The 17,176-nt window shown below is 64.6% G+C and carries 16 protein-coding genes; 4 read left to right on the forward strand and 12 right to left on the reverse strand.

Translation table 11 applies throughout. The features are described from left to right. Positions 1-14: 14 nt before the first annotated feature. From alc to AB4Y42_RS04405, 11 genes are all read right to left on the reverse strand, one after another. Positions 15-1,025, reverse strand: coding sequence for an allantoicase (gene alc / locus AB4Y42_RS04355; protein WP_368686105.1), 1,011 nt, complete (start codon positions 1,023-1,025; stop codon positions 15-17). Between the two features lie 82 nt (positions 1,026-1,107). After that, a complete protein-coding gene (gene uraD, locus AB4Y42_RS04360; protein WP_368686106.1) occupies positions 1,108-1,629 on the reverse strand; it encodes a 2-oxo-4-hydroxy-4-carboxy-5-ureidoimidazoline decarboxylase in 522 nt (173 codons plus the stop codon). Then, positions 1,626-2,585 carry an allantoinase PuuE gene (puuE, locus tag AB4Y42_RS04365; protein ID WP_368693498.1) on the reverse strand — a complete coding sequence of 320 codons (960 nt, stop codon included), beginning with the start codon at positions 2,583-2,585 and terminating at the stop codon, positions 1,626-1,628. Before puuE ends, uraD begins: the two co-directional genes overlap by 4 nt. Before the next feature lie 258 nt (positions 2,586-2,843). After that, complete coding sequence (locus AB4Y42_RS04370; protein ID WP_368693499.1) at positions 2,844-3,632, reverse strand: aspartate/glutamate racemase family protein; 789 nt, start codon at positions 3,630-3,632, stop codon at positions 2,844-2,846. A 37-nt stretch (positions 3,633-3,669) separates the two neighbouring features. Next, complete coding sequence (locus AB4Y42_RS04375) at positions 3,670-5,184, reverse strand: NCS1 family nucleobase:cation symporter-1 (RefSeq protein ID WP_368693500.1); 1,515 nt, start codon at positions 5,182-5,184, stop codon at positions 3,670-3,672. A 286-nt stretch (positions 5,185-5,470) separates the two neighbouring features. Then, the gene (locus tag AB4Y42_RS04380; RefSeq protein WP_368686109.1) at positions 5,471-6,193 is read right to left on the reverse strand and encodes a GntR family transcriptional regulator; all 723 of its coding nucleotides are present in this window, start codon (positions 6,191-6,193) and stop codon (positions 5,471-5,473) included. A gap of 309 nt (positions 6,194-6,502) precedes the next feature. Next, complete coding sequence (gene ldcA / locus AB4Y42_RS04385) at positions 6,503-7,429, reverse strand: muramoyltetrapeptide carboxypeptidase (RefSeq protein WP_368686110.1); 927 nt, start codon at positions 7,427-7,429, stop codon at positions 6,503-6,505. 25 nt (positions 7,430-7,454) lie between these two features. Further along, complete coding sequence (gene tadA / locus AB4Y42_RS04390) at positions 7,455-8,048, reverse strand: tRNA adenosine(34) deaminase TadA (protein WP_368686340.1); 594 nt, start codon at positions 8,046-8,048, stop codon at positions 7,455-7,457. 98 nt (positions 8,049-8,146) lie between these two features. Next, positions 8,147-8,560: a DnaJ family domain-containing protein gene (locus AB4Y42_RS04395; RefSeq protein WP_368686111.1), complete on the reverse strand. Its 414-nt coding sequence runs from the start codon at positions 8,558-8,560 to the stop codon at positions 8,147-8,149. 292 nt (positions 8,561-8,852) lie between these two features. Continuing rightward, entirely contained in the window at positions 8,853-10,049 is a 1,197-nt protein-coding gene (locus AB4Y42_RS04400; RefSeq protein WP_368693501.1) for an amino acid aminotransferase, read from the reverse strand. 49 nt (positions 10,050-10,098) lie between these two features. Beyond that, positions 10,099-11,493, reverse strand: a complete 1,395-nt coding sequence (locus AB4Y42_RS04405; RefSeq protein WP_368686113.1) for an amino acid permease — start codon at positions 11,491-11,493, stop codon at positions 10,099-10,101. 254 nt (positions 11,494-11,747) lie between these two features. Between AB4Y42_RS04405 and AB4Y42_RS04410 the strand changes: the two genes are divergently transcribed. From AB4Y42_RS04410 to AB4Y42_RS04425, 4 genes are all read left to right on the forward strand, one after another. Continuing rightward, positions 11,748-12,221: an Lrp/AsnC family transcriptional regulator gene (locus tag AB4Y42_RS04410; protein WP_368693502.1), complete on the forward strand. Its 474-nt coding sequence runs from the start codon at positions 11,748-11,750 to the stop codon at positions 12,219-12,221. Between the two features lie 209 nt (positions 12,222-12,430). Then, positions 12,431-13,171, forward strand: a complete 741-nt coding sequence (locus tag AB4Y42_RS04415) for an ATP-binding cassette domain-containing protein (protein ID WP_368686114.1) — start codon at positions 12,431-12,433, stop codon at positions 13,169-13,171. Positions 13,172-13,278: 107 nt separating this feature from the next. Beyond that, positions 13,279-14,274, forward strand: a complete 996-nt coding sequence (locus AB4Y42_RS04420) for an ABC transporter permease (protein ID WP_368693503.1) — start codon at positions 13,279-13,281, stop codon at positions 14,272-14,274. Positions 14,275-14,459: 185 nt separating this feature from the next. After that, entirely contained in the window at positions 14,460-15,452 is a 993-nt protein-coding gene (locus tag AB4Y42_RS04425; RefSeq protein WP_368693504.1) for a sugar-binding protein, read from the forward strand. 81 nt (positions 15,453-15,533) lie between these two features. Here AB4Y42_RS04425 and guaA read toward each other — a convergent pair whose 3' ends face one another. Next, positions 15,534-17,117 (reverse strand): glutamine-hydrolyzing GMP synthase, encoded by a 1,584-nt coding sequence (gene guaA / locus AB4Y42_RS04430; RefSeq protein ID WP_133181242.1) that lies wholly within the window; start codon positions 17,115-17,117, stop codon positions 15,534-15,536. Positions 17,118-17,176 lie beyond the last annotated feature (59 nt).

Genomic DNA, 17,176 nt, shown 5'->3' on the forward strand with positions numbered 1-17,176 from the left:
GCCTCGTCAGCGTATCAGGCGAGCGTGCCCCAGAGGCGTACACGCGAAACGCCGCCGTCCGGGATGATATTGAAGCGCACGTGCGTAACCGGGCCAAGCGCCGCGAGTTCGCTTTCGTAGTAGTGCTGCTTGTCCATCTGCAGCTTCTGCTCGCCGAGCAGCACCGGCCAGAACATGGCCTGGGTCACGAGCGAGCTGTCCGTGCCGCCCACCACGCGCGCGGCCTGGAACGAGCAGCGATCGGGGTAGTTGCCCTTGAAGTGCGCCGTATCGACTTCGATCTTCTTGATGATGCCCGGCTGCGCAAGCGCGATGATTGCCCAGTCGTTGCCCGGCTCCCGGCGGCGGCGCGTTTCCCAGCCGTCGCCCATATTCACGCCGCGGCCCGGCATGAGCAGCGTGGAGGCCATGCCAAAGTGCTGGTTGTTCGCGCTAACGAGGTACGCGCCGTTTTCCATCGCGGCGAGGTCGAACAGTTCGGTACGGCTCGCGCCCGCCCAGTCCACCTGCGGCTGGCCGTAGACGCGCAGACGCGCGATGCCGCCATCAGGATAGATATTCACGCGCAGGTGCGTGTAAGGCTTGTCGCTCGACACTTCCACATAATGGTGGCTATTGCCGTTCAACGAGGTCGAGGGAACGATCTCCGTCCATTGAGTCGTGGCAATGGGTGCGCCATCGGTCACATACGCGCCCTCCACCGACGCCGCCGGCGGGTAGTTGCCCGTGAAGTGGCTCGTATCGATATCGAGGCCCTTGATGACGCCGGGACGCGCGAGCTTCACGATGCACCAGTCGTAGCCGGTCGTGCGCTTGCGGCGCGTTTCCCAGCCGTCCATCCACTTGCCGTGTTCGTCGTACTTGCCCGGAATAAAGACGGCCGGCTCCGGACTGAGCATGCGATCCTTCGGCGCGAAGAAGTCGTCGCTCGCCTCGAGCGCCTGCGCGCCCAGGCGCGGGTCCGCGAGATTCACGAAGCGGCGCGTGAAATCGGGGGCGTTGGGGTCGAGAGTCGGGAGTGCCATCGTTGTCTTCCTTCGTGTCTGTTCTGTAGATCAAAACGGCGCTGCGCCCCCTCCGCGAAAAGCCGGGGGGCGCATCGCCACGTTACGCGTCGATCAGCTCGTCCAGCCTGAAGCGCGCAATGCGGTAAATCTGGTCGAGGCTCGCGCGCATTTCATCGGCGCGGCTGTTGTTCACGCGCGCCTCGAAGTTCGCGATGATGCCGTGGCGGTCATAGCCGCGCACCGCGAGAATGAATGGGAATCCGAACTTCTCGCGATACGCGCCGTTGAGCGCGAGCAGCTTGTCGAACTCTTCCTGCGTGCACTGGTTCAGACCCGCACCGCTTTGCTCGCGCGTGGATTCGGCGGTCAGTTCGCCGCGCACGGCGGCCTTGCCCGCAAGCTCCGGGTGGGCGTTGATGAGCGCAAGCTGCTGCGCCTCTCCCGAGGTTTCTACGGCCTGCGACATGGTGCGATGCAGCGCGTCGATGCTCGCAAACGGGCGCTGCTGCGCGGCCGCGGCAGCGACCCAGGGCGAGTGCTCGAAGATGCCCGAAAGCGCCGCCACGAAGGCGTCGACCGAGGCTTGATTCAGCTGTTCGAGGGTGTAGTGCATTGCCTTCATGCGGCGGCCCCGCGGTGGTCGTTCTGCTGCGGTTGATAGGGATGATGCTCGCGCCAGTGGCGCGCGATGTCCACGCGGCGCGTGACCCATACGCGCTCGTGTCTTTCGATGTGGTCGAGAAAGCGCTGCAGCGCGCGAAGACGCCCGGGGCGCCCGAGCAGCCGGCAGTGCATGCCGATCGAGAGCATCTTCGGCGCTTCGTCGCCTTCTTCGTAGAGCACGTCGAATGCGTCGCGCAAATAGGTGAAGAAGTGGTCCGCCGTGTTGAAGCCCTGCGGCGACGCGAAGCGCATGTCGTTGGTGTCGAGCGTGTAAGGCACGATCAGTTGCGGCAGCGACTTGCCGCCCGTGACCTCCACGTCCATCCAGAACGGCAGGTCGTCGCCGTAGTAATCGGAGTCGTAGAGGAAGCCGCCATACTCGGCCACGAGGCGATGCGTGTTCGGGCTGTCGCGTCCCGTGTACCAGCCGAGCGGGCGCACGCCCGTCACGCGCTCGATCGCTTCCATACCGAGCTTCATATGCTCGGCCTCTTTAGCGGGCGAGACGTCCTGGTAGTGAATCCAGCGATACCCGTGGCATGCGATCTCGTGGCCCAGCTCGACGAACGCACGCGCGACTTCTGGATGACGCTCGATCGCCATGCCCACACCGAACACGGTGAGCGGCAGGCCGCGCTTTTCGAATTCGCGCAGGATGCGCCACACGCCCGCGCGCGAGCCATATTCGTAAATCGACTCCATGCTCATATGGCGCGCGGGATACGTCGCGGCGCCCACGATTTCGGAGAGGAACTGCTCGGAGCCGGGGTCGCCGTGCAGCACGCAGTTTTCGCCGCCCTCTTCGTAGTTGAGCACGAACTGCACCGCGACGCGCGCCTGGCCGGGCCAGTTGGCCTGCACCGGATACCGGCCATAACCGATCAGATCGCGGGGATATTGGGGATCGAGTGGCATGCTGGTCGAATCAATCGAATAGAGAGAATGAAACGCAATATCCGCACAACGGCGAGGCACCGTGAAGCGGCCGCTGGCGCTGCTTTGCAGGGCCTCGCGGACGGTCCGCGCAACCTGCTTACAGGACCGGACCAGTGTAGCGAAATCACCTCTACGCGCCCATACGCACGCTCAGATAGTACGGGTCAAGCGAGGTGTATGTGGCCGCCCGATATGACGTGATCCGGGCGGCCATCTGCGCTTGCGCGCGCTGCGCGTTTACCCGTAGCGCAGCGGCCGCACGGGCGGCGGCGTTTCCGTGACCGGCGCGGGATTGGCCGGGCTGAAACGCGCGAATTCGCCGTCGTAACGCTTGGCGAGCGGCCGCGCGAAGTCGCCGCGCTTGGCGGTCGTGAGGCGCAGCGCGACGAGCGCCTCCACCCACTTCACGGCTGCCGTCACGCCGTCGACCACCGGGACGCCGAGCGCGTCTTCCACCTGCGCGCATAAGCTCGTCATGCCCGCGCAACCGAGCACGATCGCGTCCGCGCCATCTTCTTCGAGCGCGCGACGGCACTCGTCGACGATCGCGCGGCGCGCGGCCGATCCCGGTTCATCGAGTTCGAGCACGGCCACGTCGATCGCGCGCACGTTGCGGCAGAAACGCGTCATGCCATAGCGTTCGGCAAGGTGCCAGGCCATGGCGCGCGTGCGCGAGAGCGTCGTCACGACCGAGAAGCCCGGCGCGAGCACGCTCGCCGCATGCATCGCGGCTTCCGCGATGCCCACGACGGGCCCGCGCGCCAACTCGCGCGCCGCGTATAGGCCCGGGTCGCCAAAGCACGCGATGACGTAGCCGTCGAAGCCTTCGCGCTCGCCCGCCTCCACTTCGGCGAGCAGGCCAGGGGTGGCGAGCGCCTCGTCGTAATAGCCTTCGATCGACGGCGGGCCCATCGTCGGGCTCACCGCCACCACCTCCGTGCCCGGCGCGATCACGGCGCGCGCGCACTGCTCCATCGCGGCGGTCATACGCTGCGTGGTGTTCGGATTGATCAGTTTGATGCGCATTTCGATTCCTTCGTCGATGCCCGGTTTTGCGCGCAGCTCATGCGTTTGCGCGAGCGCGTTCGCCCATCGTGAGCGCGCGGTAGAACAACGCGCTGAGCGCGGCGCCGATGAACCACGAGAAGTTCGCCGCGCCGCCGAGCGAAGGCACCATCACGCAGAGAATCGCGATCACCGCGGCGGGCAGCAAGGCCGACACCGCGCGCCAGTTCACGCCGTTGCGATACCAGTACGCCCCCTTCGGCGACACCGAGTAGAGATCGTCCACGGCAAGACGTCCGCGCTTCACGAGATAAAAGTCAACGATCAGGACACCGTACAAAGGCCCGATGAAGGCGCCGAGTATGTCGAGCGTGTAGTGAATCACAGCCGGGTTGTTGAAGAGGTTCCACGGCGTGATGAAGATCGAGGCCACGGCGGCGAGCATGCCACCCGCGCGCCAGCTGATGAGCCGCGGCGCGACGTTGGAAAAATCGAACGCGGGCGAAACGAAGTTCGCGACGATGTTGATGCCGATGGTCGCGATCGTGAACGTGAGCGCGCCGAGAATCACTGCGGTCGGATGATCGATGCGGCCGACCGTATCGACGGGATCGGTAATCAGTTCTCCGAACACAGGCAGCGTTGCCGACGTCGTGATGACCGTGACGAGAGAGAAGGCGAGGAAGTTGACCGGCAACCCCCAGAAGTTGCCCTTGTGCACGCTCTTGAGCGACTTGCCATAGCGCGAGAAGTCGCCGAAATTGAGCATCGGCCCCGAGAAATACGACACCACGAGCGAGATCGCAGTGATCATCACGGGAATCACTTCGGTACCGTGATACTTCACGCCGCCGAGATTCAGGCCGATGTTGTGCCAGCCCGCGCGATACACCATGTAGCCCGCGAGCGCGAACATCACGACATAAACAGCGGGCCCCGCGAAGTCGATGAACTTCTTGATGGTCTCCATGCCGTTCCAGAACACGAACGCCTGCAGCACCCAGAGCGTCATGAAGCCGGCCCAGCCGACCGCGGAAAGCCCGAGCAAGCCGTGCCTGTGCACGTCGGCGTATGGCATGAGTTGCGGAACGAACTTGAGCACGACGATCACGAGCGCGCTCGAAGCGAGATAGGTCTGGATGCCGTACCACGCCACGGCGATGAGGCCGCGAATCACGGCAGGAATGTTGGCGCCGAGCACGCCGAAAGTGCCGCGACACGCCACCGGGTACGGCACCCCGTGACGCTGGCTCGGCCGCGCGATCAGGTTGCAGAGCACATTGACGATGGAGATGCCGACGATCAGCGCGACGAGCACTTGCCAGCTCGTGAGGCCGAGCGCGAAGAGGCTCCCCGCGAACACATAGCCGCCGACGCTATGCACGTCGGACATCCAGAACGCGAAGATGTTGTACGCGCCCCAGGTCTGCTCCTTGAGGGGAGCCAGGTCGTGGTTGTAGAGCCGCTCGCTGTAGCCGGCCGGCAAGCGCAGATTGTCTGCGGACTCGCTGCTTTCGCCAGATTCGAAGTTGGGCACTGCCGGACTGCCAGGTGACGCGCTGAACTGAGCCATGATCCGCTCCTTGGATGGATTTGCCGACGGAAAAAAGACGCCTGAACGCCTCGAAACGCGTGCGTACCGCCGCTGGACGCGGCCGCCGCGATATCCCCGAATGGTCTGGCCTTCGCGGGCACTACGCCGGTCGCCGCCTGCTGGCGCCCTGTAACGCTGTGCCTGTTCTTGCCGTACGCATGCGCTGCATGCGCCCCACTCCATCCTGTTCAGCCGCGGTGGCCACCGTTCGGAGTGGTCCGCCGCGCTTTACTGCAATCCGTTTCAGGGCCGCCTTAGCAGCGCATCAGCGTGCAAGCGAGGTCGCCTCGCGCGCGCTGAACACTTCCTGCAAGTCGACCGATGCGCCCGCCGGCCGGTCGAGCATCCTGAGTTCGACACCCTGCAAATGGCGCACCATCAGATCGACGGCTTCTTTCTCGTTTCCGGCCTCGAGCGCCGCGAGAATCGCCTCGTGATCGTCGAACGAACACGGACTGCGTCCCGGCGATTCGTAGAGCGCTGAAATCAGCGTCGAGCGCGCCACCAGCCCGCCGAGGCAATCGCACAGCACCGTATTACCGGTGAGCGTGGCGAGCGACGTATGGAACTCGCCCGAAAGCCGGATCCACGTCGGGAAGTCGCGCCCCTCGAAGGCCTTGCGCTCGCGCCGGATCGTCTCGCCGATGGTCTTCAGCCGACGGTTGCCGTGCTGCGCACTGCAAATGCGCCCCACTACGGCCAACTCGATGATCCGCCGCATCTCGAACACCTCGTGCACCTCCTGGAGCGATGGGCTTGCGACGAACGCGCCACGATTGGGCTCCAGATCCACGAGATGGTCCTTCGCGAGCAGCGCGAGCGCCTGGCGGATCGGGCCGCGCTTCACGCCGAATACTTCGCACAACTGTGCTTCAGTCAACTTCGCGCCGGGCGGCAGCCGGTGCTCGAGAATCGCTGCGCGGATTCGCGCGGCGATTGCCTCGGGCTTCATGCCGGTTGCTTCGGCGTCGATATCGGTCTTTCGCATGGCTCGGTTCTCTATGTTGGGTATCCTAGGTTGGACATAAATATTGTCAACAATTTTGTGGGCGAACCTGGGGAAGATCCCCACGTCCGCGCTGCCTGCCGCATGCCTCTTATCGGTGAAAGGTGCTTTATTTCGGGGAATTCAGCACCTGCATGGTGATTCACTGCCCCAATCCGGTCGGATTTTTTGTCAACAATTTAGGAAACAAGCGTTGGCGTGAACATGGTCTGGCGCCACGCGGAGTTGGCCGTTAGTTGCATAAGACTCCGTGAAAAAAGCGCCCGAAAGCGCTTCTGTGTCAGCAGGAAATCAACTCAGATGCGGATACCCGCTCACGATCAGCTCGAAACCATGTGCGGTGGTGGTCAGTTGCGCCGGCGCGCCCATCGGCAGCGTGACCATATCCGGAATATGGCCGAACGGCAGGCCCGTCACCACCGGAATGCCAACCAAGGCACGCACCTGCTCCACCATTTCGCGCAGATCGTAGCCGTTGTCGTAATCGAACTGCTTGTGGCCGGTGAAGTCGCCCAGCACCAGGGCTTGCTGCCGAGCAAGAATGCCGGTCAAGTGCAACTGATAAATCATGCGTTCGATGCGGAACGGCTGCTCGTTCACGTCTTCGACGAACAGGATGCCGCCCTCGACCGGCGGCAGATAAGGCGTGCCGATCAGCGAAGTCAGCACGGCCAGATTGCCGCCCCAGAGCGTGCCCGAAACACTCGTCGCCTGGGCCTGCGGCGCATTCACCTTGAGCGTGTAGTTCGGTTTCGAGAGCGCGTCCCAGAAGTGATGCATCGTGAAGCTGCTGAGACTCTCGGCGCCGAAATCGCTGCAGAGCATCGGGCCGCCGAACGTCGTGAGCCCGGCGCGTGCGAGCAGCGCGAGCTGGATGGCGGTGAAATCGCTATGCCCCACGAACGCGATGGGCTGATCTGTCAAACGCCGCTGCAGTCCGTCGTAATCGAGACCGTGCAGAATGCGCACCGCGCCGTAGCCGCCACGCACGGCGAGTACGATGTCCGGCAGGTCGCGCGACGGGTCGGCGAGGCGATTCAGTTCGGCCGCGCGCTGGCCATCCGTGCCGGCAAAGCGCTGATAGCGCCGCTCGGTCGCCTGCACGCCGTTGACGTGATGGCCTTGCGCCCGCAATCGGGCAAGCGCACGGTGCACCGCTTCCGCATCATGCGGATAACCGGACGGAGCAACCAGCTCGATGGTGCGATGAATGGTCATGTCGAATTCGATTCAACCGTGAGATTCAACCCGCGGATTCGTCCGGACCGGCTACGCCAGCCCCTCCCTGCGCCTGCTCAGCCTGCTCCCGAGCCTTGCGGCGCGCTTCCCGGCTCGCGCGGCGCCGGTCGGCGAAGAACGCGCGCAGCGCCTCGCCGCACTCATCCGCCAGCACGCCTCCGGACACGCTCGTGTGATGATTGAGCTGCTCGTTGGCGAAGGCGTCGACCACGCTGCCGCACGCGCCGGTTTTCGGGTCATGCGCACCGAACACCACACGTGCGATGCGCGCGTGCATGATCGCGCCGGCACACATCAGGCACGGTTCAAGGGTCACATAGAGTTCGCAGCCGGGCAAGCGGTAGTTACCCAGCGCGTGCGCGCCCGCGCGCAAGGCCGCCATTTCGGCGTGCGCGGAGGGATCGTGTGCGCCGATCGGGTGATTGAAGCCCGAGGCGATCACTTCGTCGCCACGCACGAGCACCGCGCCCACGGGCACTTCGCCGGCGGCGCGCGCCGCTTCGGCGGCGGCCTGCGCGAGGCGCATGAAATGCCGGTCGCGCTCGGAGACGGAATCGGGTTGGAGGTCGGAGTCAGGCGCGGCGGCGGACGCCGTCACGACCGGATCGGCGGGAACCGATCCTGCAGGCGAAGTAACCACCGGGTGCGCCTCTTCGCGTTCGCCGCCGGGGGCGTCTGGCTGGACGGGGGAGCCCGTCACGCCGCCCCCGCCGGGAGCCCCGGGAGGCCGGGCTCGCTGCCCGCTGCGCGTTCGGACAAACGCTCCGCGATGCGGCGGCGATATTCGTGCGGCACGACCATCGGTCCGCCGCGCAAGGATTCGAGCGCCATGTCGAGCGCCAGCATGCGCGCGCGCAGACGGCATTGCGCGGCCTTGTCGCCCACCGTGGCGAGCTCGTCCTCGAGGTCGCGCAAGGCCCGCAGCTGTTCGACTGCGGGCGGCACGAAGCCCGCGTTCTTCAGGATGCGGTGGGCTATGCGCACTTCTTCGGGCACGAGCAGGTCGTCGTCGAGCGTCTGCGCCGCACCGGCGCCGGGCAGGTCGTCGAAGTCACCGCGCGCGGCCGCGGCGGCAATCCGTTGTTCGACGAGGGCATCAAGCAATTTCATCAGCAATCCACTACGTTGCGGCTCACGCATTCTATCAGGGTAAGACCTGGAAGACCGTGCGCGGCCGGCATGTGTGCCATCTACCGCCTGCAGCTTGACAGACCGGCGGTTTGATGCGGATGAACTGACACTGGCGACGAAATCGGGAATCGCCTGATGGCAGGCGGCGTTGCCGGTGGATGCGGCATGCGGTTCTGGGGGCTGGACGCGAAAACGCCGCTGGCGTGTCCGGCTCATACCGGCACACCAGCGGCGCTGGAAACATCCAGGGGCACTCTGCCCCGCCCTTCCCTTAGTCCTTCATCACCTTGCCGACCGCGTCGACCACCACGCTCACGTTCTTCTCGTTCAGGCCTGCCACGCACATGCGGCCCGAGCGCAGGATGTACACGCCGAATTCCTCTTTCAGGCGCTCGACCTGCTTCTCGCTCAAGCCAGTGTACGTGAACATGCCGCGCTGCTTCACGTAGCGCGCGAGCGCCGCTTCGCTAGCATGCGAGCGCAGGCCGTCGTGAATCGCCACGCGCATGCGCGCAATGCGCTCGCACATCGCCGCCAGTTCCTGCTCCCACGACGCCTTCAGTTCCGGCGTGCCCAGCACGCGCGTGACGATCTTCGCGCCGTGCGTCGGCGGATTGCTGTAGTTCGCGCGCACCGAGCCCGTGAGCTGGCCGAGCACGCGGTCGGCGGCCGCCGCGTCTTCGCAGATCACGTGCAGCCCGCCGCAACGCTCGCCGTAGAGCGAGAAGTTCTTCGAGAACGAATTCGCCACGAGCGCCGGCACGCCGCGGCGCGCAAGTTCGCGCACCGCGAACGCGTCGTCCTCGAGGCCCGCGCCGAAGCCCTGATACGCCATATCGACGAACGGCAGCAGCTCGCGCTTTTGCAACACGTCGATCACTTGCTCCCATTGCGCGCGATCCAGATCGACGCCCGTCGGGTTGTGGCAGCACGCGTGCAGCAGCACGACGCTCTTCGCCGGCAGCGCGGCGATGGCCGAGAGCATCGCCTCGAACTTCAGGCCGCCCGTCACCTCGTCGTAGTACGGGTACGTGTTCACCGTGAAGCCCGCGCGCTCGAAGATGAAGCGATGGTTCTCCCACGTCGGATCGCTCACCCACACCTGGCTGGTCGCAAAGTAGCGCTTGATGAAATCGGCGCCCACCTTCAGCGCGCCCGAGCCGCCCAGCGTCTGCACGGTCGCGATGCGGCCGGCCGCCCGCGACGGGCAGTCGGCGCCGAACACCAGTGCCTGCACGGCGTCGCGATACTGCGCGAAGCCAGCCATCGGCAGATACGGCTTCGGACCCGGCTCTTCGAGGATTGCCGCCTCGGCCGCGTGAACGGCCTTCATGACGGGCAGACGGCCTTCGTCGTCGAAGTAGATGCCAATGCTCAGATTGACCTTGTTCTGACGCGGGTCCTTCTGGAAGTTCTCGTTGAGCGAGAGGATCGGGTCGCCGGGGTAGGCATCGATGTGTTCGAACATGCTGTTTAACTCTCTGGACGAAATTCGGGACGGTAATGGCGGGCAGCGGTTACGGTGCCGGCACGCCGCGTTGCAGCGCCGGCGCCGACTTGCGGCACCACAGGCGGTAGGCGAGCCCAAGCACGCCCAGCCAGACCGGAATCAGGTACACGGAAATGCGCAGATCCGGAATCAGATACATTACAACGAGAATGCCGCCGAGGAACGCGAGACACACGTAATTCGTCAGCGGATAGCCGAGGCTGCGGAACGTGGTCGTCTGCTCCACGCGTGCCTTCTCGCGGCGGAACTTCAGGTGAATCAGGCTGATCATCGCCCAGTTGATGATGAGCGCGGATACGACGAGCCCCATCAGCAGTTCGAACGCCTTGCCGGGCATGAAGTAGTTGATGATCACGCAGGCGGCCGTGACGAACGCCGACACACCGAGCGCCGCCAGCGGAATGCCGCGCCGGCTCACCTTGAGCAGCGCCTTCGGCGCATTGCCCTGCTGCGCGAGACCATAGAGCATGCGGCTGTTGCAGTACACGCCGCTGTTGTAGACCGAGAGCGCCGCGGTCAGCACGACGAGGTTCAGCACGTTGGCCACGAGATCGCTGTTCATCGCGTGGAAGATCAGCACGAAGGGGCTGCCGCCGGCCACGACCTTCTGCCACGGGTAGAGCGAGAGCAGCACGCCGAGCGCGCCGATGTAGAAAATCAGGATGCGGTAGATCACCTGGTTCGTCGCGCGCGGAATGCTGTGCGACGGATCATCGGCCTCTGCCGCGGTGATGCCGACCAGCTCCAGCCCGCCGAACGAGAACATCACGACCGCCATGGCCATGACGAGACCCGAGACGCCGTGCGGAAAGAAACCGCCGTTGCGCCAGAGGTTCGACACACTCGCTTCAGGACCCGCCGAGCCCGAGAACAGCAGCCAGCCGCCGAAGGCGATCATGCCGACGATCGCGAGCACCTTGATGATGGCGAACCAGAACTCGAGTTCGCCGTACGACTTGACGCTCGTGAGGTTGATGGCGTTGATCACGACGAAGAACACCAGCGCCGAGACCCATGTGGGCAGCGTCGGCCACCAGTAATGCATGTAGATGCCGACCGCCGAGAGCTCGGCCATGCTCACGAGGATGTAGAGCACCCAGTAGTTCCAGCCCGACAGAAAGCCCGCGAACGGGCCGAAATACTTGTCGGCGAAATAGCTGAACGAACCGGCGACGGGCTCGTCCACGACCATCTCGCCCAGTTGCCGCATGATGAAGAACGCAATGATGCCGGCGACGCCGTAGCCGAGCAGCACCGAAGGGCCGGCCGTCTGAATCGTCTGCGCAATGCCGAGGAACAGGCCCGTGCCGATCGCCCCGCCCAGCGCAATGAGCTGGATGTGGCGATTCTTGAGGCCGCGTTTTAGCTGGCCGCGATTTTCACGCGTGTCGTTTGAAACCATGTCTCGTCCTGTCTCCGACTTATCTGCGCGGGGCCGAAGCATCTGGGTAGGACGCCGGCTCCGCTCCACGAAATAAAATTGCGCGCACAACGTTCTGCATCGGCGCGCTGCCGGGCTTGGCGGTATTGGCCGCCAGCCCGATCGGGTGCGCCCAGTGTATAGTTGACGCGGAAAAATATGATTTCATCTCGTACGCAGGCAAACCCTGATTGATACAATTCCCTCTCGCCTCAAACCCATCTCACGCAAGATAAATGCAAAATCTCGCGCTCGATACGATCGACTTGCGGCTTCTCGCCGCACTGCAGGAGCGCGGCCGCGCTTCGAACCTCGAACTCGCGGCCGCGATCAAGCTCTCCCCCGCGCAGACGCTCAGGCGTCACCGGCGGCTCGAGGAGCTCGGCGTGATCCGGCGCTACGAGACACGCCTCGACGCGCAGGCACTCGGCTTCGGCGTGGTCGCCTTCATTCAGGTAACGATGGAGCGCGGGCACATGCGCGAGCTCGTCAAGTTCAAGGAACTCGTCGCGACGTTGCCGCAGGTGCAGGAGTGCTACTCCGTGACTGGCGATATCGACTACGTTCTGAAGGTCGTGGCGCGCGATCTCAAGGCGCTTTCCGAGTTCCTGCTCGATACGCTGATGCGCGCGCCCGGCGTGAACAGCGTGCAGTCGATCGTCTGCCTCGATGAACTCAAGGGGACGAGCGCGATGCCGCTGGAAGCCTGAGACAAGCGCACCAGGTCCGTCTGGCGGGGTTTTTCGGCGAAAACGCAATTTTATCTCATCGGCGGCCCGCTGGCGGCGCCGCAGGACCGGCTGATGAAATAGTCTTGCTAAAAGGCCCATCGTGCTCTAAAAAACAGGCTAGTTAGCATGTCTCCCGGCCACCCTGGACACTGCAACGGGCGGCCTCACAAGCGCGAGCGCGACAGTCCATGAGTCTTCTTGAACTCAGAGGCATTTCCAGGCATTTTGGCGCCATTCAGGCGCTGACCGACGTAACGTTGAGCCTGGAACCCGGCCAGGTGGTCGGACTCATGGGCGACAACGGGGCCGGAAAATCGACGCTGGTGAAGGTCATCGCCGGCAACTTCCCGCCTTCTCACGGCGAAGTCCTCATCGACGGCAAGCCCGTTCATTTCAGCCGCCCCGTGGATGCCCGCGCCAAGGGCATCGAGGTCGTCTATCAGGATCTCGCGCTCTGCGACAACCTCACGGCGGCGGCCAACGTCTTTCTCGGGCGCGAGCCGCGCATCGGCATATGGCCCTTTCGCGTGCTCGATCACGCGGCCATGTACCGGCGCGCCGCCGAATTGTTCAAGGAACTGAAGTCCGAAACGCGCCCGCGCGATCTCGTCCGGCAGATGTCGGGCGGCCAGCGCCAGGCCGTGGCGATTGCGCGCACGCGACTGTCCGAAGCGCGGCTCGTGCTCATGGACGAACCCACCGCCGCGATCAGCGTGCGCCAGGTGGTGCAGGTGCTCGACCTCATCAAACGCCTGTCCGAACACGGTATTGCCGTGATTCTTATCAGTCACCGCATGCCTGACGTTTTCGAAGTCGCCCACCGCGTGGTCGTCATGCGGCGCGGGCGCATGGTTGCGGACAAGCAGATCGAAGCCTCGTCGCCGGAGGAAGTCACCGGCCTGATCACCGGAGCCATCGCCGCCGCGTAAAGCGGCCCGCGCGACAGCGTTGCATGGGGCCGCACCAAGCGCTAAAGCGCTAAGTGCGGCCGACAGGAGACCCGAAATTGAACGATGCGCCGCAAAGGCCGAACCCGATGCCAACACTGTTTGACGATCCCCAATCCGCGAAGACCCATACCCGCTGGAGCGGACTGCTCGCAAGCCAGGTGTTCTGGGTGGTGCTCGCGACGCTCGCGGCCTGCGTCCTGCTCTCGTTCGTCACCTCGACGTTCGCCACCCAGCAAAATCTATTCAACGTCACGCGCAACTTCGCCTTCGTCGCCATCGTCGCGCTGGGGATGATGGCCATCATCATCACGGGCGGGATCGACATTTCGGTCGGCTCGACGATTGGCCTGAGCGGCATCGTGCTCTCCGTCACGATGAACGCGGGCTACCCGATCTGGGCCGGCATCGGCCTCGGCCTGCTCACCGCGGGGGTAGTCGGCCTCGTGAACGGCCTGCTCATCGCGTATCTCAACATGCAGCCGTTCGTCGTGACGCTCGGCATGCTGAGCGTGGGCCGCAGCCTCGCGCTCGTGATCTCCGGGAGCCGGACCATCTTCGAATTCGGACCCGACGGGCACAAGCTCCTCGTGCTCGGTGGCGGAAAAACGCTCGGCGTGGCCAATCCCGTGTGGTTTCTGATCGTCCTCGGCCTGCTGTTCTGGTTCGCCTTCGCCTTCACGCGCTGGGGCCGCTATGTCTTCGCGGTCGGCGGCAACCGTCATGCGGCCAATCTCACGGGCGTGCCGGTTCGGCGCGTGATCTGCTCGGTTTATGTGCTGGGCGGCCTGATGGCAGGCGTCGCGGCCATTCTCGAGGTGGGCTGGCTCGGCGCGGTGACGACAGGCCTCGGCACCGGCGACGAACTACGCGTGATCGCCGCCACGGTGATCGGCGGCACCAATCTCGCGGGCGGCGTGGGCAGCGCGTTCGGCACGATCGTCGGCGCCGCGCTCATCGAAGTGATCCGCAACAGCCTGATCCTGCTCGGCGTCGATTCGTTCTGGCAGGGCACGGTCGTGGGCGGCTTCATCATCATCGCCGTGCTGTTCAACCGGCTAGGCGGCGAGCGGCAAGAAGACTGAACGGAATTCAGGGAGGCGCGGCCGGACTGCATGCGGAACCGCCGGCCGTCAGCCATCACAACAAGCGCGACGCGTCGCGCGAGGTTCCGCAGAAAGCCCAAGGCACGGGCGCGGGCTTTCCTTCCGATGACGAAAACTGTAAGAGACACGCGCGCCGCACACCCGGCGCCGAACAGGAGGAAACCATGAAGAATGCGTGGAAGTATCTCGCTGCGATCGGAGGGCTCGCCATGCTGGCCTCTTCCGCCTATGCAGCCGACAAGACCCTCGCGCTGGTCGTGAAGGGCCTCGACAATCCGTACTTCGACCTCATGCACCAGGGCTGCGACCGGGCCAACAAGGAGCTCAGCAAACAGGGCTACAACTGCTACTACACGGGCCCCGCGACGGCCGCGGACGAAAGCGCCGAAGTGCAGATCGTCGACGACCTGCTGACCAAGGGCGTCGCGGCGATTGCGATTTCGCCGTCGAACGCGCCGGCCATCGCCGAAGTGATCCGCCGCCGTAACGCGAAGATCCCGATCATCACCGCGGACGCCGACCTGCTGCCGAAGGACCAGTCGTTGCGCAAGGCGTATGTGGGCACCGACAACTACGAGCTGGGCGTGAAGCTCGGCGAGCAGCTGAAGACGCTGATGCCCAAGGGCGGCAACATCTGCCTCGTGATGGGCAACCCCGCGGCCGAGAACATCAACCAGCGCGCCCAGGGCACGCGCGACGTGCTCTCGGGCAAGAAAGGCATCAAGAAGCTGGCGGGCGAAAACAACTGGCATGAGATCAGCGCGTGCCCGCTCTACGTGAACGACGACGCCGCGAAAGCGAACCAGATGATGCAGGACACGCTCACCGCGAACGCCGGCACGCTGCGGGCGTTCGTGTTCGAGGGCGGCTGGCCGCTCTTCGCACCCGAGGCGTATTCGCAGGTCGTCGCGCCGATCATGGACAAGATCAGCAGCGGCCAGTTCGTGATCGTTTCAGCCGATACGCTCGGGCCGGAGCTGCAGGCCCTCAAGGACCACAAGGTCAATGCGCTGGTCGGGCAGCGACCCGAGGAAATGGGCTATCAGGCGGCGATGGTGATGCGCGACCTCGCCGAAGGCAAGACGGTGAAGCCGATCGTTCACACGGGCCTCGACGTTTGCACCTGGAAGAATGCGGATACGTGTCTGAAGCATTGAGTGCCGGAAGTAAAAAACCCGCGCCGGCACAACGTGCCGAACGCGGGTTTTTTGCATCGCCAGCAGGCTAGCGGGAAAGCATCATTCCCATTCGATCGTCGCGGGCGGCTTGCCCGAGATGTCGTACACCACACGGTTGATGCCGCGCACTTCATTGATGATGCGGTTCGACACGTGGCCCAGCAGTTCGTGCGGCAGGTGCGCCCAGTGCGCCGTCATGAAGTCGAGCGTCTGCACCGCGCGCAGCGCAACGACATACTCGTAGGTGCGGCCGTCGCCCATCACGCCCACGCTCTTCACCGGCAGGAACACGGCGAACGCCTGGCTCGTGAGCTCGTACCACGACTTGCCGGTTTCCTTGTCGATCGTGTTGCGCAGCGTCTCGATGAAGATCGCATCGGCACGGCGCAGCAGATCCGCGAAATCGCGCTTCACTTCGCCGAGAATGCGCACGCCGAGGCCCGGGCCCGGGAACGGATGGCGATAGACCATTTCATGCGGCAGGCCGAGCTTCACGCCCAGTTCGCGCACTTCGTCCTTGAAGAGTTCGCGCAGCGGTTCGAGCAGCTTGAGGTTGAGCGTCTCCGGCAGGCCGCCCACGTTGTGGTGGCTCTTGATCGTGTGCGCGGCCTTCTTGCCCTTGCCGGCCGACTCGATGACGTCCGGATAGATCGTGCCCTGCGCGAGCCATTTGGCGTCGGTGAGCTTGCCCGCTTCGGTCTGGAACACTTCGACGAACTCCGCGCCGATGATCTTGCGCTTCGCTTCCGGATCGGTCACGCCCGCGAGCTTCGACATGAACGCTTCGCTCGCGTCGACATGGATCACCTTCACGCCGAGGTTGTCGGCGAACATCGACATCACCTGCTCGGCTTCGTTCAGACGCAGCAGGCCGTGATCGACGAACACGCAGGTCAGCTGGTCGCCAATCGCACGATGCAGCAGCGCCGCCGCCACCGACGAATCCACGCCGCCCGAGAGGCCGAGAATCACGTGCTCGTTGCCCACCTGCTTGCGGATCGTCTCGACGGCTTCGTCGATGTAGTGGCCCATCTCCCAGTCGGCCTTCGCGCCGCAGATGCCAAGCACGAAGCGCTCGAGCATCGCGCGGCCCTGCACCGTGTGCGTGACTTCCGGGTGCCATTGCAGGCCGTAGAAGTGGCGCGCTTCGTCGGCCATGGCCGCGATCGGGCACGATTCCGTCGATGCCATCAGCTGGAAGCCCGCCGGCATCTCCGTGACCTTGTCGCCGTGGCTCATCCACACCTTGAGCATGCCGTGGCCTTCGCTCGTGCGGAAGTCTTCGATGCCTTCGAGGAAGCTCGTGTGGTTGCGCGCGCGCACTTCGGCGTAGCCGAACTCGCGCAGGTGGCCGCCGTCCACCTTGCCGCCGAGCTGCTCGGCCATCGTCTGCATGCCGTAGCAAATGCCGAGAACCGGCACGCCCAGTTCGAACACGGCTTGCGGCGCGCGCGGCGTGTCGGTGTCGGTGACCGAGTTCGGGCCGCCGGAGAGGATGATGCCCTTCGGCGCGAATTCGCGCACGAACGCGTCGTCCACATCGTACGGATGGATTTCCGAATAAACGTGGGCTTCGCGCACGCGGCGCGCGATGAGCTGGGTGACTTGCGAGCCGAAGTCGAGGATCAGGATTTTGTCGTGCATGGCTGCGGACGAGACCTAAAAAAGAACGGATACGGAAAGCCGCGCGACAGTTCAAACGC

The sequence above is a fragment of the Paraburkholderia sp. EG286B genome (assembly GCF_040965655.1).
GTDB lineage: Bacteria > Pseudomonadota > Gammaproteobacteria > Burkholderiales > Burkholderiaceae > Paraburkholderia.